Origin of the sequence: Streptomyces sp. Alt3, assembly GCF_030719215.1 — a bacterium.
Classification (GTDB): Bacteria; Actinomycetota; Actinomycetes; order Streptomycetales; family Streptomycetaceae; genus Streptomyces; species Streptomyces glycanivorans.
Window position 1 is genome coordinate 1,978,327 of sequence record NZ_CP120983.1, and the last position, 23,626, is coordinate 2,001,952.

General features: G+C 72.2%; 14 protein-coding genes. 3 read left to right on the plus strand and 11 right to left on the minus strand.

All coding sequences use genetic code 11. The features are described from left to right. The first annotated feature begins 312 nt into the window (after positions 1-312). Positions 313-4,317 (plus strand): type VII secretion protein EccCa, encoded by a 4,005-nt coding sequence (gene eccCa, locus P8A20_RS08375; protein ID WP_147961261.1) that lies wholly within the window; start codon positions 313-315, stop codon positions 4,315-4,317. A gap of 70 nt (positions 4,318-4,387) precedes the next feature. Here eccCa and P8A20_RS08380 read toward each other — a convergent pair whose 3' ends face one another. From P8A20_RS08380 to P8A20_RS08395, 4 genes are all read right to left on the minus strand, one after another. Further along, entirely contained in the window at positions 4,388-5,641 is a 1,254-nt protein-coding gene (locus P8A20_RS08380; RefSeq protein ID WP_147961253.1) for a S8 family serine peptidase, read from the minus strand. Next, the gene (locus tag P8A20_RS08385) at positions 5,638-8,949 is read right to left on the minus strand and encodes a right-handed parallel beta-helix repeat-containing protein (RefSeq protein ID WP_306103247.1); all 3,312 of its coding nucleotides are present in this window, start codon (positions 8,947-8,949) and stop codon (positions 5,638-5,640) included. The genes P8A20_RS08380 and P8A20_RS08385 overlap by 4 nt, the downstream gene beginning before the upstream one ends. 147 nt (positions 8,950-9,096) lie before the next feature. After that, positions 9,097-10,308 carry a ricin-type beta-trefoil lectin domain protein gene (locus tag P8A20_RS08390; protein ID WP_306103248.1) on the minus strand — a complete coding sequence of 404 codons (1,212 nt, stop codon included), beginning with the start codon at positions 10,306-10,308 and terminating at the stop codon, positions 9,097-9,099. Continuing rightward, the gene (locus P8A20_RS08395) at positions 10,305-11,117 is read right to left on the minus strand and encodes a type VII secretion system-associated protein (protein WP_306105133.1); all 813 of its coding nucleotides are present in this window, start codon (positions 11,115-11,117) and stop codon (positions 10,305-10,307) included. Before P8A20_RS08395 ends, P8A20_RS08390 begins: the two co-directional genes overlap by 4 nt. Before the next feature lie 519 nt (positions 11,118-11,636). Between P8A20_RS08395 and P8A20_RS08400 the strand changes: the two genes are divergently transcribed. Next, entirely contained in the window at positions 11,637-12,599 is a 963-nt protein-coding gene (locus tag P8A20_RS08400; protein WP_306103249.1) for a mannose-binding protein, read from the plus strand. Between the two features lie 217 nt (positions 12,600-12,816). Next, positions 12,817-14,811 (plus strand): glycoside hydrolase family 84 protein, encoded by a 1,995-nt coding sequence (locus P8A20_RS08405; protein ID WP_306103250.1) that lies wholly within the window; start codon positions 12,817-12,819, stop codon positions 14,809-14,811. Between the two features lie 112 nt (positions 14,812-14,923). Here P8A20_RS08405 and P8A20_RS08410 read toward each other — a convergent pair whose 3' ends face one another. The 7 genes from P8A20_RS08410 to P8A20_RS08440 all read right to left on the minus strand — a co-directional run bounded on the left by P8A20_RS08410 (position 14,924) and on the right by P8A20_RS08440 (position 23,611). Continuing rightward, a complete protein-coding gene (locus P8A20_RS08410) occupies positions 14,924-16,150 on the minus strand; it encodes a PP2C family protein-serine/threonine phosphatase (RefSeq protein WP_147961247.1) in 1,227 nt (408 codons plus the stop codon). 158 nt (positions 16,151-16,308) lie between these two features. Then, the gene (locus P8A20_RS08415) at positions 16,309-17,424 is read right to left on the minus strand and encodes a peptidase C39 family protein (protein ID WP_147961246.1); all 1,116 of its coding nucleotides are present in this window, start codon (positions 17,422-17,424) and stop codon (positions 16,309-16,311) included. A gap of 62 nt (positions 17,425-17,486) precedes the next feature. Continuing rightward, a complete protein-coding gene (locus P8A20_RS08420; protein WP_147961245.1) occupies positions 17,487-19,589 on the minus strand; it encodes an iron ABC transporter permease in 2,103 nt (700 codons plus the stop codon). Next, the gene (locus tag P8A20_RS08425) at positions 19,586-20,650 is read right to left on the minus strand and encodes an iron-siderophore ABC transporter substrate-binding protein (RefSeq protein WP_147961244.1); all 1,065 of its coding nucleotides are present in this window, start codon (positions 20,648-20,650) and stop codon (positions 19,586-19,588) included. The genes P8A20_RS08420 and P8A20_RS08425 overlap by 4 nt, the downstream gene beginning before the upstream one ends. Before the next feature lie 86 nt (positions 20,651-20,736). Beyond that, positions 20,737-21,600, minus strand: a complete 864-nt coding sequence (locus P8A20_RS08430; RefSeq protein ID WP_147961243.1) for an ABC transporter ATP-binding protein — start codon at positions 21,598-21,600, stop codon at positions 20,737-20,739. A 283-nt stretch (positions 21,601-21,883) separates the two neighbouring features. Continuing rightward, the gene (locus tag P8A20_RS08435; RefSeq protein WP_306103251.1) at positions 21,884-22,684 is read right to left on the minus strand and encodes an MBL fold metallo-hydrolase; all 801 of its coding nucleotides are present in this window, start codon (positions 22,682-22,684) and stop codon (positions 21,884-21,886) included. A gap of 102 nt (positions 22,685-22,786) precedes the next feature. After that, entirely contained in the window at positions 22,787-23,611 is an 825-nt protein-coding gene (locus tag P8A20_RS08440) for a helix-turn-helix domain-containing protein (protein WP_147961241.1), read from the minus strand. Between the last annotated feature and the right edge of the window lie 15 nt (positions 23,612-23,626).

Sequence of the window (23,626 nt, forward strand, 5' to 3'; positions counted from 1 at the left end):
GCGTGGACAGGTCGTGTTCCGTGAATGCACACTACTGCCTACGACCACAGGGTCGCGCTGCGGACCGGACTCCATTTATCCGGTATGTGGTTGGCCATCACGGAAGTTGCCCGCGCCCGGCCATCCGCTCGAAACATTCATCCGGCGTTCACCGCGCGTCGCGTGGGGCCCGGAGAATCGGTGCGGTGCGGCCCTTTCCACCGCCGGGTGCGCCGGAATTCCGGTGCGGGCCGGAGAGTTCAGTGAACCGGAGGTTCTGTTCCCTTGAGTGTCGTGCTGTTTCGTCGCCCGGCCCGCAGGCGCGGGCCGGAGATGCCCGAAGGGCAATTGACCCTCCAGGAGCCGCCGGTCCTCGCCGAGACGGTGCCCGACACCTCGGCGATCTGGACCTATCTGCCGATGGCGCTGATGTCGGTCTCGATGATGCTGATGTTCCTGCGCCCCGGCGGCGGGAACGGCGTCTTCATGTACCTGGCGATGGGCGTCATGGCGCTCTCCGCCGGTGCCATGCTGCTGGGTCAGCTGATGCGGCGCTCCAGTGAGCGCAAGCAGCGCCTGAAGGGTGAACGCCGCGACTACCTGCGGTACCTGGCCCAGATCCGCAAGCGGGTCCGCGCCACCATCACGGAGCAGCAGCGGGCGCTCGCCTGGCGCCACCCGGAGCCCGCGTCGCTTCGCTCACTGGCCCGCACCTCGCGACTGTGGGAGCGGCGCCCGGCCGACGAGGACTTCGGCGAGATCCGTCTCGCGGTCGGCGAGCAGCAGCTCGCACTCACCCTGAACCCGGTCTCCACCCGGCCGGTCGAGGACCTCGAACCCCTCTGCGCGCACGCCCTGCGCCGCTTCGTCCGCGCCTACTCCACCATCCCCGGGCAGCCCCTCGGCCTCTACCTGCGTTCGTCGGCCCGGGTCCTGCTGCGCCCCGAGGAGGCGCCCGACCAGGAAGCCTCCGGGCCGGGCGGCACCCCGTCCGGGGAGGCGGGCGAGGGCCCCGGCGGGGAAGCGGTGCGTGCCCTGGTGCGCGCCATGCTCGGCCAGTTGGCGGTGTTCCACGCGCCCGAGGAGCTGTGGATCGCCTTCTGCGTCAGCGACGAGCGGCGGCCCGACTGGGAATGGGCCAAGTGGCTCCCGCACACGCTGGACCCGTACGAGGAGGACGGCGCCGGACAGGCCCGCCGGATCACCGCCGACGTCACCGAACTCGACGACCTCCTGGGTGCCGAGTTCGCCGAACGCCCCGGCTTCGACCCGGAAGCGCGCCCCGGCCGCGACGAGCCCTACACGATCGTCGTCCTGGACGGCGTCTCCGTGCCCGAGGGCCACCGCTGGGAGGGACACGGCTACCGCAACGCCCTGGCCCTCGACATATCCGGGTCGCTGCGCTGGCGCCCCGGCCGCAACACCCTGAGGCTGACCGTGGGCTCCGACCAGGTGAGCCTGGTGCGCACCGACCGCAGCCGCAAGGAGCGCTCGGTGCCGCTCGGCCGGCCCGACCGGCTCGGCCTCCTCGGCGCGGAGTCGCTGGCCCGGCTGATCACCCCCCGCCGGATGAGCCTGGGCACCGACATCGCGCAGCCGATGGACACGGACGTGGAGCTGACCACGCTGCTCGGCATCCCCGACCTGCACCGGCACGACCCGCAGACCCTCTTCAACCGTCACACGGGCTCCGCACGGCTTCGGGTACCGATCGCGGTCGGCGTGGACGGCCGCCCCGTGGACCTCGACATCAAGGAGTCCGCGCAGGGCGGCATGGGCCCGCACGGCATGCTCATCGGAGCCACCGGCTCCGGCAAGAGCGAACTCCTGCGCACGCTCGTCCTGGGGCTCGCCCTGACCAACTCCTCCGAGACCCTCAACTTCATCCTGGTCGACTTCAAGGGTGGAGCCACCTTCCTCGGGCTGGAGGAACTCCCGCACACCTCCGCCGTCATCACCAACCTCGCCGACGAGGTCGCCCTGGTCGAGCGTATGCAGGACGCCCTGCACGGCGAACTGATCCGGCGTCAGGAGCTGCTGCGCTCCGCCGGCAACTACACCTCCGCCCTGGAGTACGAGCGCGCCCGCGCCGGGGGGACGGACCTCACCCCGCTGCCCAGTCTCTTCGTGGTGGTCGACGAGTTCAGTGAGCTGCTGTCCGCGCACCGGGAGTTCATGGACCTGTTCGTGATGATCGGCCGGCTCGGCCGCTCCCTCGGGGTGCATCTGCTGCTGGCCTCGCAGCGCCTGGACGAGGGCCGCATGCACCAGCTCGAGAGCCACCTGTCGTACCGCATCGGTCTGCGTACCTTCTCCGCCATGGAGAGCCGCGGCGTACTCGGCGTCCCGGACGCCTACGAGCTGCCTGCCCAGCCGGGCAGCGGCTACCTGAAGTCCGGGGTGGAGGCCCTCACACGGTTCCGCGCCGCCTACTCGTCCGGGACGTACGGGCGCCGCACCGGTGCGGTCGTCCAGGCCCGGGTGGCCAGCCAGGTGGTGCCGTGGACCAGCGGCTGGGTGGTGCCGCGCACCTTGGACCCGGCCACCGAGCCGGAGCCGGAGGCCGAGGAGACGGGCGAGGAGGAGGCCCTGCTCGACGTGGCCCTCGACCGGCTGCGCGGTTCCGGCCCCGCCGCCCACCGGGTGTGGCTGCCGCCGCTGGACGAGCCCTCCCCGCTGGACGTCCTGCTGCCCGGCATCGCCCCCGACCCGGAGCGCGGCCTCAGCGCCGCCGGGTGGTCCGGCACCGGACGGCTGCGGGTCCCGGTCGGCCTCGTGGACAAGCCCTTCGAGCAGCGCCGCGACCCGCTGGTCGTGGACCTCTCCGGAGCCGGCGGGCACGTCGCCGTCGCGGGCGGTTCGCAGAGCGGCAAGTCCACACTCGCCCGCACGCTCATCGCCGCCCTGGCCCTCACCCACACACCCGCCGAGATCCAGTTCTACTGCCTCGACTTCGGCGGTGGCGGTCTCTCGCAGCTCGCCGCCCTTCCGCACGTCGGCGGGGTCGCGGCACGGCTCAACCCGGAGCGGGTGCACCGTACCGTCGCCGAGGTGATGACGCTCCTCGCCCGCCGCGAGCAGTTCTTCGTGGACCACACGCTCGACTCCATGCAGTCCTACCGTCGCCGCCGGGCCGCCGGGGAGTTCCCCGACGAGCCGTTCGGCGACGTGTTCATGGTGGTCGACGGCTGGTCCACGGTCCGTCAGGACTACGACGACCTGATCCCGAAGTTCAACGAACTCGCCGCCCGGGGGCTCAACTACGGCATCCACCTGATCATCACCACCACGCGCTGGGTGGAGCTGTCGGCCCAGGTCCGTGACCAGGCGGCCACCCGCCTCGAACTGCGGATGGGTGACCCGATGGACTCCGAGATCGACACCCGCAAGGCCCGCTCGGTGCCGCGCAGCGGTGGACGCGGCATCACCGCGGACAGCAAGATGCACTTCCTCGCCGGGCTGCCCCGGCTGGACGGAAGCGGCTCCCTGGACGACCTCGGCGACGGGGTCACGCACCTGGTCGCGGAGATCTCCCGGCACTGGACGGGCGCACCCGCGCCTCAGGTCCGGATGCTGCCGCACAGGCTCCCGGTATCCGATCTCCCGGAGCCCGAGGCCACCGAGGGCGGGGGCATGCGTATCCCGCTGGGCATCGACCAGGACGCGCTGGAACCGGTCTGGCACGACTTCAGCCGTACACCGCACCTGATCGTGGTCGGTGACACGGAGAGCGGCAAGACCAACCTGCTGCGCGGCATCACCAGGAACATCACCACCCGCTACACCCCGGAGGAGGCGAAGATCATCGCGGTGGACTACCGCCGCACCCTGGTCGACGCCATTCCCGAGGAGTACCGCATCGGGCACGTGATCTCCTTGGACAACCTCAAGGAGACGATCGAGGGCGCGGCCCGCGCGATGAAGTCCCGTGTCCCGGGCGCCGACATCGCGCCCGCCCGGATGCGCAGGTGCGACTGGTGGACCGGTCCCCGCCTGTTCGTCCTGGTCGACGACTACGACATGGTCTCCGGAAACTCCTTCCAGAGCCCCTTCGAACCGCTCTTCGAGAATCTGACCCTGGGCTTCGAGATGGGTCTGCACCTGGTCGTCGCCCGCAGTGCCATGGGTGCCGGCCGTGGCCTCAGCGACGGGCTCATCCGCCGCCTCGACGAGGCCAACAACCCCGCGGTCCTGCTCTCCTGCCCGCCCACCGAGGGCCGTCTCTTCGGCGACGCGAAGCCCCTCAACCTCCCGCCCGGCCGGGCCCTCCACATCGCCCGCCGCCGGCCGCGTCTCATGCAGACGGCGCTGATCGAGGAGAGCCGGAGCCAGGACTGACAGGACGCACGACGACGACACCCTCCCGAGGTCGGCCTCGGGAGGGTGTCGTCGTCATGCCACGGATCAATCAGTCGGACGTCGTTCCGGCCGCTCCCGCCGGGCGCCACCCCCGGGCGCGGGCCCGGGACAGGGCGAAACCGGCCCAGAGGACGGCGAGGACGGCCGCTGAGCCGAGCAGGACGAAGAGGGTGGCCCGGCCGGTGGCGCGGTCCGTCGCGGCGGTGTCGCGGACGGTCACGGGTTCCGCTCCGGCCTTGTCCCCGGGCCCGTCGGACCCGGCAGGCTCACCGAGGACGGAGGTGACGGCGGCGTAGGCGTCCAGCTGGGGGATGTCGGCGGGGTAGGCGGTGGCCGTCAGACGGCGGACGACGTCCTCGGGCGAGTCGTCGGGGTGGGCGGCGCGGACGGCCGCGACGGCTCCCGCGGCGTAGGCGGTGGCCACCGGGACGCCGCCGCCGAGGTAGTGGCCCGTGCCCCGCGGGCCGCCGGAGACCACCCCGGCCCCCGGGGCGGCCAGATCGACGCCGTAGGTGGGCAGGGAGCCGTCCGGACGGACGCCGCCGGGAAGCATGTCGGCGACCGAGAGGACGCCGGGCTCCCCGGCCGGCCAGTACGTGCGGGCCGGGATCTCGTCGGACCCGCCCCGGGACGGCGGGTCAGGGGCGGCCGCCGCGACCACGACGGCGCCCGAACGGCGGGCCTCCGCGACCGCGCTGCTCAGCGCCGCGTCCTGCCGCGGCAGAGCCACCGCCACCGCGATCACTTCGGCACGGGCCCCGGTCGCCGCACGCAGCGCGTCCACCACCAGGTCCGCGCTCGCCTTGCCACGTCGGTCGGTGCCGCGCAGGGCCAGGATCTTCGCCTCCGGTGACACCCCGGCCAGCCGAGGGCTGTCCCCACCGGTCCCGGCGATCAGGCCGGCCAGGAACGTGCCGCTTCCGACGCAGTCGTCGGCGGCCTCACCGTCGGCGGTGACCCGGCCCTTGAGACCGGCCGCGCCGGGGGCGACACCGGTGCCGATCAGCGCGACGGTCACCCCGGCACCCGTGCTGTGCTGGTGCAGCCGGTCCAGGTCGAGGCGCTGGCGCGACCAGTCCTGCTTCTTCGCCGTCTCACGGGAGGCCGGGGTGCAGACCACCTCGTCGGCCTCGGGGTCGAGAGCGGAGGGCATGCCGGGAAGTTCCTGGCCCTTCTTCCCGTCGGCCGCGGGGACGCGCGAAGGGGGTGCGGCCTGCGCCGGAAGGGCGGTGGGCAGCAGCAGGGCGGCGGCGAGGCCGGCCCCGGACAGCAGGCGGGCCGCCCCGTTCCCCGGAGGCTTCATCGGGGTGCCACCTTCGGGGCAACGGCGGTGACGTCGGCGGGGAGGAGTACACGCAGGTCGTCCAGGGTGGGCGCGGCCAGCGAACTGAGCCGGCCCGCCTGACGGGTGACCATGGACTCGACCACCTGGCGGGCCAGCCGGGCGTTTCCGAAGGAACGGTCCCGCGGTATCGCGTCGAAGTACTCCTTGAGCAGGGGACCGGTGCCGGGCCCGCACTCGTAGCCCATGTTCGAAGCCTGGGTCCGCACGATCGTGACCAGTTCCTCGGAGGAGTAGTCGGCGAACGCGATCCGTCGCGGGAAGCGGGAGGAGAGGCCCGGGTTGGAGCCGAGGAAGCGTTCCATCTCGTCGGTGTAGCCGGCGACGATGACCACCACCTCGTCGCGGTGGTCCTCCATCAGCTTCAGCAGGGTGTCCACGGCCTCCTGGCCGAAGTCGGCGCCGCCGCCGCGCGGGGTGAGGGTGTACGCCTCGTCGATGAACAGGACACCGCCACGGGCCCGTTCGAAGACCTCGCGGGTGAGCTGCGCGGTGTGGCCGATGTAGCGGCCGACCAGATCGGCGCGGGCCGCCTCGACCAGCTGGCCCCGGTCGAGCACTCCGAGCTGGGTCAGGACCTCCCCGTAGAGGCGGGCGACGGTTGTCTTGCCGGTACCCGGAGGGCCCGTGAACACCAGGTGGTTGCTGAGCGAGGGTACCGGCAGCCCGGCAGCCGCACGGTGGCGGGCCGTGGTGATGAGGTTGACCAGGTCGGCGACCTCGCGCTTCACCTCGGCGAGGCCGATCATGTCGCCGAGACGGGTCAGCGGGTCGTCGTCCGGAACGGCGGTGCCGGTGGCCGCCGACGCGGCGGTGGCGGAGACGTCTTCCGGCAGCAGGAGCCGCAGATCGTGCTCACTGACCTGCTGCTGCTCGGCGAGCCGGACCGCCTGTCTGTCCACCATCTCCTCGAACACCCCTCGTGCGGCACGGCCGTTGCCGAAGCCGGCGTCCCGTGGCATCGCCTCGAAGTGCGCGGCCAGAGCGGCGGCGGTGCCCTCGCCCAGCTCGTACTGGTGCTGGGTGCACATGCTCTCCATGATCGCGACCAGGTCGGGCACGGAGTAGTTCTCGAATTCGACGGTCCTCGAGAAACGGGAGGCCAGACCCGGGTTGGAGGCGAGGAAGGAGTCCATCTCGCGGGAATAGCCGGCCGCGACCACCACCACGTCGTCGCGGTGGTCCTCCATCAGCTTCAGCAGGGTGTCCACGGCCTCACGGCCGAAGTCGGCGCCACCGTTGCCGCTGTCGGAGGCGAGCGTGTACGCCTCGTCGACGAACAGGACGCCGCCGAGGGCCCGCTGGAAGGTCTCCGTGGTCTTGATCGCGGTACCGCCGACGACCTGGGCGACGAGGTCGGCGCGCGAGACCTCCACCAGGTGCCCGCTGCGCAGCGAGCCCAGCTCGGCCAGGATCGCACCGAAGAGGCGGGCGACGGTCGTCTTTCCGGTGCCGGGCGGACCGGCGAAGATGAGATGTCTGCTCATCGGCGGCGCCGACATGCCCAGTTGTTCACGGCGCTGGGCGAGCTGGGTGAGGTTGACCAGGGTCCGCACCTGCTGCTTGACGTTCTCCAGTCCGATCAGCGCGTTGAGGGCGCCGAGCGGGCCGTCCGCACGGTCCGGCGCGGGCGCGTCCGCGGCGCCGGAGCCGGCCGGGTCGGTGTTCTCGGCGCTGCCGGTGCCCCAGGCGTCCCGTTTGCCGTTGCTCACGCTGTTCAGGTTGTCCACCGCGAGACGTTCGCCGGGCACGGTCTGCACCAGACCGCCGCCCTCGTTCTCCCGTGCGTGGCAGTTGACGAGCGAGACCGGCGCGGTGGACTCCACCCGGAAGCCGTCCTGGGATCCGCCGGTGGCCTCACATCCGCTGAGCGAGGCGAGCGCGCCCTCACGGATCAGGTAGCCATGCCCCTTGGGGGCGTGCGCGGCGGTGCGGTTGGCCGTCAGTTCGCCGCCCGCGGCGACCACGACGGCCTCCTCGCCGGCTGTCTCGACGCGGAAGTCGCGGACGGTGACGTTGCCGCCGTCCTCGACCACCAGCCCGTTGGTGGCGGGGTCGGAGACCCCGCCACCGGCCAGGTAGAGGGTGCTGCCGGAGGCCACGCGCACACCGGCGCCCTTCGGACGGACGATCTCGCAGTCCTCGGCGCGGCCGCGGGCGTCCTTGGTCAACGCGATGCCGTCACCGGAGGGCTCCACCAGCCTGGCCCTGCGCAGCAACGGGTTGGCACCTCCGACGACCGCGACCGCGGGCGTGCCGCCGATCACCTCGAGGCGGTCGAGTTCCGGTGCCGAGTCCTCCTCCAGGAGCAGTCCGGGTCCGTCGCAGTCGCGGACCGTCAGGCCGGTCAGTGCCGGGGAGGCGGCCCCGGCGACCCGCAGCGCCGCGCCCTGCGCGCCGTCCACCCAGCAGTCCTCGAAGGTGCCGCGGGACCGGTCGGTGACCAGCACCCCGTGGCCGCGTGCGCGTGAGACGCGGCAGCGCCGCAGCACCGGGTCGGTGCCCCCGGCCAGCGCGATCCCGTTTCCGGAGGCCCCGGTGACGCGGACGTCCTCCAGGGTCGTACGGCCCGAGCTGCTCAGGTGCACACCCGTGCTGGTGTCGTGCACCACGGTGCGGACCACCGAGACGGAGCAGTTCCCTTCCAGGGCTATGGAGGGCTTGTCGGTGGAGGAGATGTCGCAGTCCTCCACGTTGCCACGGGTCTCACCGTTGGCGAGCAGGCCGTTGCCGCGGGCATCACGCACCGTGCAGTCCCGCATGCGGGCCTCGCCCTGCTCGGCGAGGACCAGGCCGCTGGTGCCCAGGTGTTCGAGCGTGCAGGACTCGACGGTGGTGGGGGTGGTCGAGGTCACGACGATGCCCGCGCCCTGCGGGTTGCTCACACGGCAGTTCCGCAGCGCGAGGGAGCCGGTTCCGCCGGCCAGCATCGCGGTCCATGCGGCGCCGATGATCTCGCAGCCGTCGAACGCGGCCTGCCCGCGCCGTACGTCCACCGCCGGCAGCTCGGCGTCGCCACCCCGCAGGGTCAGTTCGGAGAGCATCACGGCATCGGCGCGCAATGCGATCACGCTGCCCGAACGCGGCCTGATCTCCACCGTGCCCCGCCCCTCGGCGGCGGTGAGGGTGACCCTGGTGTGGATCACCAGGTTCTCGGCGTACGTCCCGGGCCGGACGCTGATGAGCGCCCCGGTACGGGCTGCGGCAAGCGCTTCACCGATCGTCGAAAAGCGGTCGGCGGGGCCGACCGACAGTACCTGGCGCGACACGCACCAACCTCCTTGCTACGGCGGCGTCTTCTGCGGACTCCCCGATTTCGCCGGGGACGCGTGCCGGCGAGCCGACGATGCCATCATGCCTCGTCCCCGGCGGGTACGGGTTCCGGGAGGGGTGCTCCCGGCATCGAGGAGCTGCGGTCAGGTGCTCCATTTCTGGGCGGGGTTGCCCGAACAGTGCAACAGCTGCAGCGCCGCCCCGCTGTTCCGGTTGGCGCCCGCGATGTCGACGCACATGCCGACGACGGTGTTGACCAGATCGTGGGCGCCGTTCAGAGCGAACTTCTGGGCGGCGTTGCCGTTGCACCAGGCGATCTGGATGGGGGTGCCGTCGCTGAAGTTCGCGTTGGCCACGTCCAGGCACAGACCCTTGATGCGGATGGTGCCGTCGGAGGCGAACTGCCACTTCTGCGCGGGGGCGCCGTTGCAGTCCCACACGTGCAGCGCCTTGCCGTCGCTGAAGTCATGGCCCGGTACGTCGATGCAGCGGCCCGAGAGATGGCTGCGGAAGGAGACGGGCCCACTGAGCGTGACGGCCGGAGCGGCGGCCTTCGCGGGCTGCTTCTTGGCGCCGTCGGACTTCTTCTCCGTGCTCTCCTTCTTCGGCTGCTCCTCCGGTTCGGCGGCCTTCTTCGGCACGTCCTTCGCCTTCTCCGGCACCGGGGCCTTCTCCACCGGCTTCTCCTTCGCCGGCTCGTCGGCGGCCTTCGTCTTCTCCGCGGCCGGTGAGGTGGTCTCGGCGGGGGTCACCGCGAAGTCACCGGGTGCCTCCGGGCCGCTCCCGTCGAGCACGGTCCCCGCGGCGGCGACCGACGTCCGCTCGGGGCCCTTGTCGTCGTTCCCGACGAGTATCAGGAAGGGCACCGACACGAGCAGCGCCCCCGCCACCGCCGCCCCGGCCAGTACCGCCTTGCCGGGCCTGCCCACGGGGCCGGCCTCGTGCTCCGGCCTGCCGATCGCGGTCGCGGTCATGGTCCGCACGAGTGCGGGCAGCCGGCTCTGCGCGGCGGCGGTGCCGCCGTGGTCGGCCTCGGACTCGGAATCGGACCGGGCGCCGGCTTCGGGGCCGGCCGTCGTGCCCGCCGTGGGTCCTGCGGGTTCCCTGCCCGTCTCGCCGGGCTCCTTCGCGGCCTCTTCCGAAGCCTTCTCGGCGTCTCCGGAAGCCTTTTCGGCCTCCGTGGTCCGCGTACCGGCCTTCCCGGCGTCCGCCCCGGTCGTCGGCCCTGCGGATCCGGACGTGGGTGCGGCTGGGGCGGTGGGCGCGGTGCCGGCGGCCGACTCCTCGCCGCCGGAGGCGCCGGACTCGGCGCGTGCCTTCGGGGAGGCTGGGGGGTGCTGGGGCGAACTCGTCACGGGGTCCTCCCTGTGGTGGGGGGCAGTTGGTCGGATGAGCTGACGGTCCGGTCCGCGGCCGGTTCCGCCGTGGCGGTCCCGAGGTGATCCGCGGTACCTGAGGCGGCGGAGCCGTACTCCGTGGCGGGCGCCCAGGCGTCGCCCGCGACGCGCGCGGGGCCGGGGAGGCTCTCCGCCGGGACGAGCAAGGGGGCCGCGGCTCCCGCGTTGACCATCAGCAAGGTGCCGGAATCCTTCAGTGAGCGGGCAAGTTCCCGTACCGGCAGCCTGTCATGGTGAAGTGCCGACGACATGAACTCGTGTGCGGGCGAGGTGAACAACAGGACCACCGGCGCCCCGTCCCGTCCGGCTGCCGTCAGCGGCCCGCCGTCCGGTCCGCGCACGACGGTGATCTCCGCCTCGGCGAGCACCGCGAGAGCCTCTTCCACCGACCCGTAGCCGGTGGCGGCCCGCTGCGCCGCGGCGTCCACCGGATCGGTGGGCTCCGGCCATCCGAGCACCCGCGCCGAGGGCCGGTACGCCGGGTTGGCGCGGTACTCGCCCACACTGCCGCTCGCGTCCGACTGCCACTCCCCCAGCACCGCCCACTCGGCCGGCGTGCGTTCCTCGGTCCATTCCGGGTCCACCACCCCGACCCAGTGTCCCGGAGCGCGGCGGGCCGCGGCCCTCACTGCTTCGGGTATTCCGGAGGTGTCGGCTTCGACGGTGTCCTCACCGACCCCCGGCCCCGGTCCGGCGGCCGGATCCGGGGCTTCGGGCATGACGAACGAGGCGCCGCTCGCGCCCTCTTGTCGCTCTCCGGGCCGCATCTCCACCTGAACTCTTGGGTCTGTACGAATTCTCGGCTGTCGAAACGCCACGCGCGCACGCCGGCATTGATCAGATCGGGGAGCCAACAGGATGTCATACGGGCCCGGCCCATGGGAGTTCGGACCGGGTCCGTTTGGGCCTCCGACGCGCCCGTTTCCCGCCCGGGCGGAGAACTTTCCAGGAGCAGTGAGCAGGAAGAGGACAAAGTGACGGGAAGCCCCGGGGTGAGGGCGCGGTCCTTCTCGCCCCGAACGGCTACGTTGTGTACGCCATCGGCCTCTTCGACGTGCGGCGCCTCACGGTCCGGACGCCCGGACCGGGACTCCACGGCACTGCCTCACAGCTCGGAGGGGGCGTCGGACCGGTGGCCGCGCGCCGGGTCAGCCGGCATCCGACGGCGAGAACCGGTGCGTCCCGGTTCCCCGACGGGACGTCAGCCCGTGCGTCGAGGGCTCGCAGGTGTTCCTCCGGCCCCACCACTGCCACTGACAGCTCCGCCACCGAGAAGGAGTAACCGCATGTCCTCCCAGCCCCCCACCCCCGGCGCGAACACGACAGTGGCCGCCACCCCCGACGCGGAGGCGGCCGGCTCCCGGCCCGCGTCACCGGAACCGGCACCGGCCGAGGGGGCGCCGGCCCTCGCGGCCGCACCCGAGGCGGAGTCCGGCGCCACGCCGGCCGGGGACACCGCGGCCACCCCTCCGCCGGCCGCCAAGGCCGCGGCACCCGAGGCGTCCGAGGAGGGTGTCGGCGTCACGACGGCAGCCGTGACGGCGCCCGGCACCACGACCGCCACCGGCGTCCACGCCGGCCGCCCCCGTACGCCGGTCCTGGCGGGTGCCGCCTTCCTCGGCGCGGCCCTCGTGGCCATACCCCTGCTGCTGGTCGGAAGCGCCAACGACAAGGGTGGGGACGAGACACCGATGCGGCCGGTGGCGGGGGGCGCGGACACCGTCCTCAACCCGAACTCCGCCCCCGCCGCGCTCGACGACTACGTGGCCGGGAAGCCCAGCCCCTCCCCGACCAAGGAGAAGCCGAAGCCGGTCGAGCCGAAGGCCGCGGCCCCCGTGGTTCCCGCGCCGGAGCCGACACCCAGCCCTTCCGCGACGAAGCCGAAGGCCAAGGCGAAGCCGAAGCCCAAGCCCTCGCCGAAGCCGGAGTGGAGCACGGTGGTCATCTCGGCTCCCAGTGTCATCCAGGTCAACCAGGCCTGGACGACGAACCGCATCAAGATGGTCATGCAGACCGACGGCAACCTCGTGGTCCTCAACGAACACGGCAAGCCGATCTGGGCTGCGATGACGTTCGGCCAGAACCACCGGGCGATCTTCCAGCCCGACGGCAACCTCGTCATCCACAACGGCGACGACCGGGCGATCTGGGCCTCCAAGACGCACGACCACCCGGGAGCCCAGCTCGTCCTGCGAGCGGACGGCAAGGTGGTCGTCACGGAGAACGGCAACGTCCTCTGGTCGACCTGACGCCCTGTCGTGCCCCGGCCGGCCCGCCGTGTGCGGGCCGGCCGCGTTTCCTCCGGGCCGGTCACCGGCCGATGGGGTCGGGGGGTTTCCGGCTGCCTCGGTCCCGCCGGTTCCCTATTTCCGAGGGCGGGATCTTGACACCGACGCCGCCGAGTGGTGGTTTAGACCACTCCACCTGAATGTGGTGGTCCACTTACGTGGAGGTGCAGTGATCCGTATGTCTGACAGCCATCCGTACTGTCCGCCCCGTGTCCCCCGGCTCCCCCTTCTCGGCGCCGCGGCCCTGCTCGCCCTGGGTACGCTCTCCGCCCCCGCGTGGGCGGCCGGAGGGCCGGCCACCGCGCCGGCGCCCACCACGTCCGCGGCCACGCCAGTCGTCACGCCCACTCCGCAGCACATGGAATCGACGGGACGGGACCTCCGTGTTCCCGACCGCGTGCGGTTCGTCCTCGGCGACGACGTGGACGCCGCGAGCGCCGACGTCATCAGGAAGGCACTGACCTCGGCCGGTGCCCGTCACATCGAGACGGTCCCGGCCTCCGCAGCCGTGACGGCGCCGTCGCACGGAGCAAAACTCACCGTCGTGGCCGGTTCCGTCAAGGACCGCGCGGTGGCCGCCGCCCTGCGTGCCGCCGGCGGCACCGTGCCCGGCACCCTGGTCGCGGAGGGCTACTCCCTCGCCTCCCGCGGCAACAGCATCGTGCTCGCCGGCAACGACGGCGACGGTGTCTACTACGCCGCCCAGACACTGCGGCAGTTGGTGACCGGGAAGCGCACCGTGGCGTCCGTCTCGATCACCGATCACCCGGCCATGCCCCTGCGCGGCAGCATCGAGGGTTTCTACGGCGCGCCCTGGTCGCACGCCGACCGGCTCGACCAGCTCGCCTTCTACGGCGACATCAAGGCCAACACCTACATCTACACACCGAAGGACGACGCCTACCTCAGGGACGAGTGGCGCGACCCTTATCCGGCCGACAAACTGGCCGACCTGCGTGAGCTGATCGACCAGGCCACCGCCCACCACGTCGACTTCACCTACGCCCTCTCCCCCGGTCTGTCCGTCTGCTACAGCGATCCCGGTGACGTGAGCGCCCTCAAGACGAAGCTGGGCACCCTCTACGACCAGGGGGCCCGCAGCTTCTACGTGGCGCTGGACGACATCAGCTACACCAAGTGGAACTGTGAGGCCGACCAGGAGAAGTACGGCGCTCCGGGCAGGGGCAGCGCGGGGCAGGCCCAGGCCGACCTGCTCAACTCCGTGCAGCACGACTTCATCGACGCCCGCCCGGATGCCGCCCCGCTCCAGTTCGTGCCCACGGAGTACTCCGACACGGCGGACTCCGCCTACAAGTCCGTGCTGCGCGAACAGTTGGACCCGAAGGTGGTCGTGCAGTGGACGGGCACGGACGTCGTTCCCCCGTCGATCAGCGTGGCGGACGCCGAGGCCGCCTCCGCGGTGTGGGGACGCAAGGTGTTCCTCTGGGACAACTACCCGGTCAACGACTACGGGCAGACGACCGGCCGACTGCTGATGGCCCCGTACGACAAGCGTGAGGCCGGGCTGCACAAGGCCCTGAGCGGCATCGTGCTCAACCCGATGAACCAGGCGGCCGCCAGCAAGGTCGCCCTCTTCGGAGGGGCGTCGTTCGCCTGGAACGACGAGGACTACGACCCCGATCGCACCTGGCGCGCGGCGGCCGGCTACCTGGCCGGCGGTGACCCCGCCACCACCCGGGCGCTCCTGGCCTTCTTCGACACCCAGCACCTCGCGCCGACCTTCGGCGACACGGACTGGCAGCCGCAGGCCCCCGAACTGGCGGCGCGACTGGCGGACTTCACCGAGGCGTGGGACAGCGGATCCCGTGCCCGACGGCAGGCCGCGCTGCGTGAGCTCGGCGCCTACGCCGACGTGCTGGCAGGGGCTCCCGAGCAGATCCGCGCCGGTGTCCGGGACCCGGCCTTCCTGGCGCAGACGAAGCCGTGGCTGGACTCCCTCGACGCGTGGGGCGGCTCACTGGACGCCACCCTGGACGGCCTGCGGGCCCGGCTGCACTCGGGGAGCGGACAGGCGGACTTCGCCGAGGCGGCGGATCTGGCGAAGCAGGCGGCCGCGTACACCACCATCCCGGGCACCACCCGGCCGCAGGGCACCATCAAGGTGGCCGACGGGGTGCTGGACACCTTCATCCAGCAGGCTCCGACGATGTGACGCGAGCCCCGGGCGCCGTGACCAGGCGCCCGGGGTCGCCTGCGGCGGACCCGGCGGATCCGGCGGACCCGGCAGACCCGGCAGACCCGGCAGACCCGGCAGACCCGGCGGGTCACAGCCGGATGATCACCAGGGCGACGTCGTCGGTGTTGCCGGCGGGTGGCAGGAGGTCGGCCAGCAGCGCGTCCGCCAGTTCCTCGGGGCCTGTCCGCCCGTGGCGGACGAGGGCGTCCGACAGCCGGGCCAGACCCAGGTCGATGTCCTCGTGACGGCGCTCGATCAAACCGTCGGTGTACAGGACCAGGGTTTCGCCCTCGACGAAGGGCGTGGTGGCCTCAGGGCGAGGGACGTGTTCGGGCCGGGCGCCGAGCGGCGGGTCGGTCGCCCGGTCGAGAAGGGTCACGGTGCCGTCGGGGTGGAGAAGAACCGGTGGAGGATGACCCGCGCTGCTGTACACGATCGTGTGTGCGGCCCAGTCGATGAACGTCTTCACCACGGTGGACGACTCGGCGCCGTCGACATGGCGGGCATACAGCCCGAGGGCCTCCAGGGCGCGGGCGGGGCCGTCGGCGACACGGGCCGCCGCACTCAGTGCGCTGCGCAGCTGCCCCATCACGCAGGCCGCTTTCAGGCCGTGACCGACGACATCGCCGACGGCCACCGCGATGCGGTCCCCCGGCAGGTCGACCAGGTCGTACCAGTCACCACACACGTTCAAGCTGCTGGCGGCGGGCTGGTAGCGGACGGCGGCGCGGTGGTGCCCGACAGGCGAGGGGGCGGGGAGCATCGCCTCCTGCAGGGCCAGGGCGACCTCACGATCGCGCGCATGAGCCCTGCGGAGACGTTCGTTGATGTCCTGGAGTTCACGGGCGCGGGTGTAGAGCTCGGCCTCCAGCACGCGGGTCCTGCCGCTGTCGGACGCGCCGCGGGCACGGATGAGTTCGGTGACCTCCTCCACCCGGTGCACGATCAACAGCACATGCCCGTCCGCGTCGGTCACCGGCGCGTTGACCGGGCTCCAGAAGTGTTCCGCCCAGTGGCCGGGTCGCTCGCGGTCCTCGATGTCGTAGCGGACGAGCGCCATGGTGTCGCGCTCGCCGGTCTCCAGCACGCGCAGCATGGACGCCCGGGTCTCCCGCATTCCGGCTGCGGCCGGGTCGTTGGGGTTCTCGGGGAACACGTCGAAGATGTAGCGGCCCAGCAACTGCTCGCGGCTCCGCCCGGCCAGGCGGAGGAAATCCTCGTTCGCGTCGGCGTACAGGAGATCGGGGGTGAGCAGAGCGACCATGCCGGGGAGGGCGTGGAAGACCGCCGCGTAGTCGATCTGCGGTTCCCTCATGCGCCACCGCCTCGATCCCGGCCCCACCCTGCGGTTCCAGCATAGGAGGATCCGGTTCACCGCGCCCGGACTCACGTCCCCGAAGCCGTGTGCGGTCACCTGGACGGCCCCGCACGGGCGAACGGCACCGCCGGAATCCGCGGAGCGCTCCCGAGGGCCTACCCGCCCGCCGGTCCGGTGTCGGATGCCTCGCCCCGTTCCGGGCGGCCGATGGTCACGGCGCCGTGGAAGCCGTCCGGCGAGATGGCCGACATCGTGTCGAGCGACGCGTCGGCGACCGGCAGCAGGTGGGCGTCGACCCAGGTGTCCCCCGTCGCCGCGTTGGCCCAGGGGTCCTCGATCACGACGGCGCCGGGTGCGGTGCCGTGGCAGAGCACCCAGTGCGGGACCTCGAACCCCTGCATGCCGGCGAGCGAGACCAGGAGCAGCACGTGCTCCCCCCGGCCGATCGCTTCGCGGATCGCGGCCACGCTCAGGGGGCGGGGGTCCACCGGGACGCCGATCCCCTCGGCGTCCGTACGCGACATGCGCTGGAGATAGGCACGCCACTCCTGCTCGCTCTCGGAGAGGTGGCCGAGCATGACGGGCAGGTCCGTGTCGAGGTGGACCTCGACGGGGGACGAGGGCCACGCCCTGCGCACGGCGACACCCAGTCCGACGGGCTCGCACGCGGGGAAGTTGGTCGCGTCGCGCCAGAACGTCAGCTCCGCCCGGCGGTCGAGCGCCTCCCGCTCCATCACCCCCGCCTGCGTCTGTGCGACCAGCGCGGTGACGGCGCCGCAGGTGAAGTGCGTGCTCTGCCCGTAGTACGGGGGCTCCGTCACCCCGGCGTCGCCCAGCCAGCGGACGTAACCGGTGGCGGGTCCTGCCGCGCCTGCCGACTGCGCGAGCGGCGGATGCAGAGGCGTGAAGCCAACAGAGGCTGCGGCTTCCGGACTCACCGTCCACCCCTCCCACTTGACCTGGGCGAGGTCCAGGCGACGTGCGTGTGCGACGACCGCCGCCACTGCCGCCGGCACGTCGCCGACGGCGTCGACGATCTTCAGATAGGCCGTTTGCGGGCGTGCCGTCACGAGCGCGGCAGCGGTCCACTCCTCGCCCTCGTCGCCCCGGACGGCGACGGCCACGATGTGAGGAGCCTGGGCGGACCGGTCGACGGCGTGCCAGCGTTCCACCACCTCGTCGTGTCCGAGGCGCCTGAGCGGGGCCGGCGTGGTGCCGGGCACGAACGGGACGACGACACTTCTCACGGGCGTTTCCTGCGGGGCCGCCATGACGGTGCTCCTTGCGGATGATGCGGGTGGGAGGGGACGGGGGCGGGATCCGCCTGGCGGTGTCATGCGCGGGACTTCCGGAGCACCCAGACGAAGTACGGTGCGCCGACCAGGGCGATCATGAGTCCCGCCGGCAGCTGGGCAGGTGCGACGAGCGTGCGGCCGAGGGCGTCGGCCACGCAGACCAGGAGCCCGCCGAGCAGCATCGCGACCGGGATCGCGCGGCCGTGCCGGGCACCCACCAGCGACCGGGCGAGGTGCGGGGCGACGAGCCCCACGAAGCCGACGACGCCGACGGCGATCACGCTGAGCGCCGCGAGCACCGCGGCGATCGCCAGTGCGGCGAAGCGCGCGCGTTCCACCCTGACGCCGACGATGCGCGGGGTGTCCTCGTCGACGGCGAGCAGGTCCAGCTGACGGCGCATGGCTAGCAGCGTGGGAAGCGCGAGCGCCAGGGCCACCGCGACCGGCACGACGTCGGGCAGCGTGCGGCCGTAGGTCGTACCGGAGAGCCAGGTGAAGATCCGGGGCGTGTTGTACGGGTCGGCGCGCAGCAGGAGGAAGGTGGTGACGGAGCTGAGGCCGTATCCGCAGCCGATGCCGATCAGGACGAACCGGTCGGGCAGGAAGCCGCCACGCCAGGCCAGCAGGGCGATCAGCCCGAATGTGGCGAGCCCCGCCGCGACCGCGACCGCGACGAGCACCGGTTGTCCTCCGGACAGGCCTGACGTGACGACGCTCGCCGCACCCAGCCCGGCGCCCGCCGTGATGCCGAGCACTCCCGGCTCCGCCAGCGGGTTGCGTACGGAGCTCTGCACCACGCATCCGGCCAGGCCGAGCGCCGCTCCGGCGAGGACCGCCGCGACGACGCGCGGGAACCGGTCGTCGAGGGCCTGGCCGATCAGGTCGGGGGCCGTGCCCTGGATCCAGAGCACGACGTCACCCGTCTTCAGCCAGAGGCTTCCCGCCAGGACCGCGACGACGACCGCCCCGGCCAGCAGCACCACCGTGACGGACACGACGAGGAGGTACGCGCGGCGGGACCGCGCGGCTACCCGCGCGGCGGGTGGCTGACGGAGCCGGCCCGTGTCACGCAGGCGCATCGCGAGGACGATGATCACGACGGCGCCGAGCAGCGCGGTCGGCACGCCGGTGGGGATGGAGGCGGCACCGTCCGCACCCTGTATCGCGCGCAGGGTGGCGTCCGCGAGCAGGATGAGCAGCGCGCCGAGCAGCCCGGCCGCGGGGACCAGGAAGAGGTGCCGGCGCAACGCGCGCACCCGTCCCGCGATCAGGCGGGCCACGACGGGGGCACCGAGTCCGACGAAGGCGATCGGACCGGCGAGGGTCACGGCGGTGCTGGTCAGGAGTACCGCGCAGAGGAGCGCGGTCACACGGGTGGTCCGGATCGGCACACCGAGGGTGGACGCGGCGTCGTCGCCGAGGTTCATCACGTCCAGCCGCCGGGACAGTGCCAGAGCGAGGCACAGCACCACGGCCACCAGGGGGAAGGCGCGTACGGACGCGTCGATGTTCAGCTGGGCGAGCGAACCGCTGCCCCAGGCGAAGAGGCCGGTCGTGTTCTGGTTGAACAGGATGAGCAGCATCCCGGTCGCGGCGTCCAGGGCCAGCGCCGTAGCCGATCCGGCGAGGATCAGGCGTGTGCCCGCGGTGCCCGCCGCACGGCCTGCGAGCAGCAGCACGAGCGCGGCCGCGACCAGGCCGCCGGCGAAGGCGACGGCACCCGACGCCCACAGCGGGACGGCGAAGCCGAAGGCCGCGACGAGCGTGAGCGTGAAGTAGGCCCCCGCCGTGACCGCGAGGGTGTCGGGGGAGGCGAGCGCGTTGTGCGTGACCGACTGGAGCAGCGCACCGGCGCAGCCGAGGGCGAAGCCCACCGCGATGCCCGCGAGCAGGCGCGGCAGGCGCGAGCCGGTGAAGATCTCGCCGACCGGCGCCCCGCCGGTGTTCTCCCGGTCGCCGGCGAAGTAGCGCACCAGGTCGCCGACGCCGACGCCCGAGGTCCCCTGCGTCAGGTGCCACATGCCCACCAGGGCGGTGGCGGCGAGGAGGAGTACGAGGACGAACACCCCGGTGGGGCCGCCGCCGCGCTCGGTGCGCGGCAGCGGCTTCCCTCCGGGTGCCGATATCTGCTGTGCGCTCACTTCTTGTCGAGCACGTCGACGTAGGCGTCGATCGCCTGCGCGGTGGAGCGCGGACCGCCGGCGCCCCACACCCGTGCCGGGAACGAGTGCGCGCGCCCTTCCTTCACGGCCGGGAGGGTCTTCCAGATCGGGTTCTTGGCCAGCGCGGCTACGTAGCCGCCTGCGCCCTCGTCGTTGGCGTAGAAGAGGTTGGCGTCGCCCACCGCAGTGAGTCCCTCGACGTCGGTCTGCGCGAGGCCGTAGGAGGGGTCGACGCCGCCGTCGCCGTGCTCCTTGTTGACGTCGTTGGTCCACGCGGGGTTCATACCGAGCTCCTTGCCTATCTCGGTGAACAGGGCGCCGTCACTGTAGGGGCGGACGGTGAGGTTGCCTCCCTGGAGCCAACCGTCGAAGAACAGGAAGTCCTTCGTCGGCAGGTCGGCGTCGGTGACCTGCTTCTTCGCCGTCGCGAGGTGCTGGTCGAACTCCTCGAGCACCTGGTCGGCGCGCTCGGTGCGGCCCGTCGCCTCGCCGATCATGCTGAACACCTCCCGCATGTTCCCGATCGGGTCCTTCGGGTTCGCACCGCGCGTGGCCATCACGGGAACGCCCCGCTTCTCCAGCTTCGCGAGGGTCTCGTCGTCGGCGTCGAACGCCTCCACGACGATGAGGTCGGGCTTGGCCGCGTAGAGGGTGTCGAGGTCGGGCTCCTCGCGGGTGCCGATGTCCGTCACCCCGCTGGGCAGCTTCTCCGCGCTGACCCAGGTGCTGTAGCCCTTGGAGTCGGAGACCGCGGTGGGGGTGACGCACAGGGTCAGCGCGTCCTCGACCTGCTGCCACTCCAGGACCGCGATCCGCTCGGCGGGCTTGTCGAGCTTCACCTGCCGGCCGACGCCGTCCGTGAAGGAGACCGGCTTCGTGGAGGTGGCCGTGGTGTCGTCGGCGCAGCTCTTCGACGCGGGTGCCGCGTCGGCGGTGCTGCCGGCAGCCGCCTTGTCCACGTCGGTCGTACCGCAGGCCGTTGCGGCGAGGAGGGCGAGCCCTGTGGAGGCTGACGCCGCGAGGCGATGGGCACGGTTCATGAAGGGGCCTCTTCTTTTCTTGCGTTTCGATGGGGACTGAGGTTGCGGCTGTGGCCGCTGCCGTGACTCACCGGAGCGGCGCTGCTTCAGGCGAGGTGCCGGCCGAGCGGGTCGATACGGAGACGTCCGGTGCGGGGATCTACCCCGACCTCGACGCGGATGTCGTAGACCTCGGCGATGTTCTCGGCGGTGAGGACGTCCACGGGTGCGCCCGTCGCGTGCACGCGGCCGGAGCTCATGAGGACCAGCGTGTCCGCGACGCGGGACGCCTGGTCGAGGTCGTGCAGCACGATGCCGACCGCGATGCCGTGCTCCTGGACGAGGTCGCGCACCAGGTCGAGCGTCTCGATCTGGTAGCGCAGGTCGAGGTGGTTGGTCGGTTCGTCCAGGAGGACCACACCGGTGTCCTGGGCCAGGCAGGCGGCGAGCCAGACGCGCTGCATCTCTCCGCCGGAGAGTTCGCCGACCGGCCTGCCGGCCATGTCCCGTACACCGGTGACGCCCATGGCGTGGTCGATCGCGGTCCGGTCCTCGGCGGTCTGTCCGGCGAACCCGCGCCGGTAGGGGTGACGTCCGAACGCGACGACCTCCGCGACCGTCAGTCCCTGGGGCGCGGGCCTCGACTGGGAGAAGAGGGTGACCTCACGGGCGAACTGGCGGGCGCTGAGCAGGGCCGCGTCGCGCTCGGGCTCTCCTTCGGCGGCGCCGAGGGTCACCTTGCCGCCGTCCACCCGGTGCAGCCGGGAGAGCGCCCGGAGCAGGGTGGACTTCCCGCTGCCGTTCGGCCCCACGAGGGCGGTCGCGCGGCCGGGTTCCAGGGCGATCGAGACACCGTGGACGACCGGCTTGCCGCCGTACCGCAGCAGCAGGTCGTGCCCGTTGAGGGCGGCTGCGGGCGCGGCGGTGACGGCCGCGGGGCGGCTCGCGTGCCGGAAGGGGCTCGTGAACATCGATGGATCCGGACGGTCGGAGGGGCAGGGACTGCGGCACCCTCCGTCCGGCCTTCACCGGCCGGGCGGCACACTCGCCCGTGCACGGAAAAGCTCCGTCCACGGCGAGCACCAACTAAGGGTCACCTAACTCAGAGAAGGTTATATTCCGCTTGCCATGCCGACAATCAGGAGTTCTGGACACGGGATACGGGATTCCGGACATGCGCGGAGGTACCGCCCCGCGAGCGGGAGAGGCGAACCGGCCCCGCCGGGCGGGCCGGCGGGTCAGCGGGTCAGCGGGTCAGCGGGTGATGAACGGCTCGGTCAGGTGCGGGGTCGCGAGGTGGAGGGTGCCGGCGGGCGGACCGTGGAGCACCTGTCGCCTCGATGCCCTTGCTCGCTCAGGGTCCATCTCGTGGGCGTAGGCGACTTCGGGGTGGAGCAGCTGGATCGCGTGCACGAGCAGGTCACCGGTGACGGCGACCCGCTCGCGCCCGGACGCGACGAGCACGCTCTGGTGGCCGGGTGTGTGACCGGGCGTGGCGACCACGCGCTCGCCGCCGCGCAGCGGGGTGTCGCCGTCGAGCAGCCGTAGCTGACCGGCCTTGCGGAGCGGATCGATCACGGAGGACCGCAGCTGCGGGTTGACCTGCTCGATCGCGTCGAGTTCAGCCTGCTGCAACACGTATGCGGCGTTCGGGAAGAACGGCTGCGCCTGCTCGCCGACGACAGCCCAGCCCACGTGGTCGGTGTGGAGGTGTGTGAGCACGACAGTGTCCACATCGGACGGTTCGACACCCGCGGCAGCCAGTGAAGCCGGGAGCGCACCGGGTACGGGCGCCCATGAGGCCGCCGGGCCGTCGGCCGGGCCGATCCCCGCATCGACCAGGGTCACACCCTGGTCGCTGCGGATCGCGAACGCCCGGAACTGGAGCCACCAGCGCCCGTCGGTGTCGAGCGCGCCGGGATCGAGCCGGTCGGCCGCCGCCCACTGCTCGCCGGTGGCACCGGGGAACGCTTCCGACCTGGACGAGAAGAAGGGGCCCTCCCCGTCGGCCAACGCGATGACGGTGTACGGACCGACCTGGATGGAAGGGGACATCCCACAGATGGTGCCACCGGCGACGGGCCCGCAAAAGGGCGGGCACCCCGGAGTTCACGCCGATTCGTGGGCACCTCTCACAGCAAGATCGCGCGGCGAGCCCTACGCGTCGAAGAACGCACCCGGTGTGGTTCCCATGACCCGGCGGAACGCGGCGATGAAGGAGCTGGGCTGCGCGTAGCCGAGCACCTCGGATACCGACATCACGTCAAGGCCCTCGGCCAGCAGCGTCAGCGCCCGGTGCACACGCAGCATCTGCCGCCACTGCGCGAAGGAGAGGCCCGTCGACTGACGGAACGCTCGGGTGACCGTGCGGTCGCTGACCCCCAGCCACCGCGCCCACTCCTCCAGCGAGCGGGAGTCGGCGGGATCGTCCAGCAGGGCTTCGGCGATCGCGGCGATCCGCGCGTCGCCGGGCAGCTGCAGGGCAAATTGGTGTTCCGCCGGCTGGAGCACGTCGAACACGACCGACTCGGCCCGCGCCCTGGCCGCCGCATCGAGATCCGGGCGGGACAGATGGGTCAGCAGCGACTCGAGCAGCGGCGTCATCGCGATCGCCTTGGGCTCCCCGAACGCGAACGGCGTGAGGTCGGGAGCGAAGAAGGCGTCATGGAATTCCGCACCGGCGGTCGCCCGGCCGCCGTGTACCGTCCCGGCGGGCATCCAGAGCCCGTATCCCTCCGACACGGTGAAGACACGGTCCTCCACCCGGGACGTGAGCGTCCCCCCGCGCACCCAGACGAGCTCGTGCATCGGATGGGAGTGCGGCGACCACTCCGTGGGGACGGGGGGAATCCGGAATCCCGCGGTGATGACGAAAGGATCCACCGCCCGCTGCTCAGGCAGCGCCGCGGACCGCCGCACCACGGTGTCCGCCTCGCGCAGCCACATCCCGGAGCTCACCTCACCACAGGACGACCGGACCATGCGGACGAGTCTATC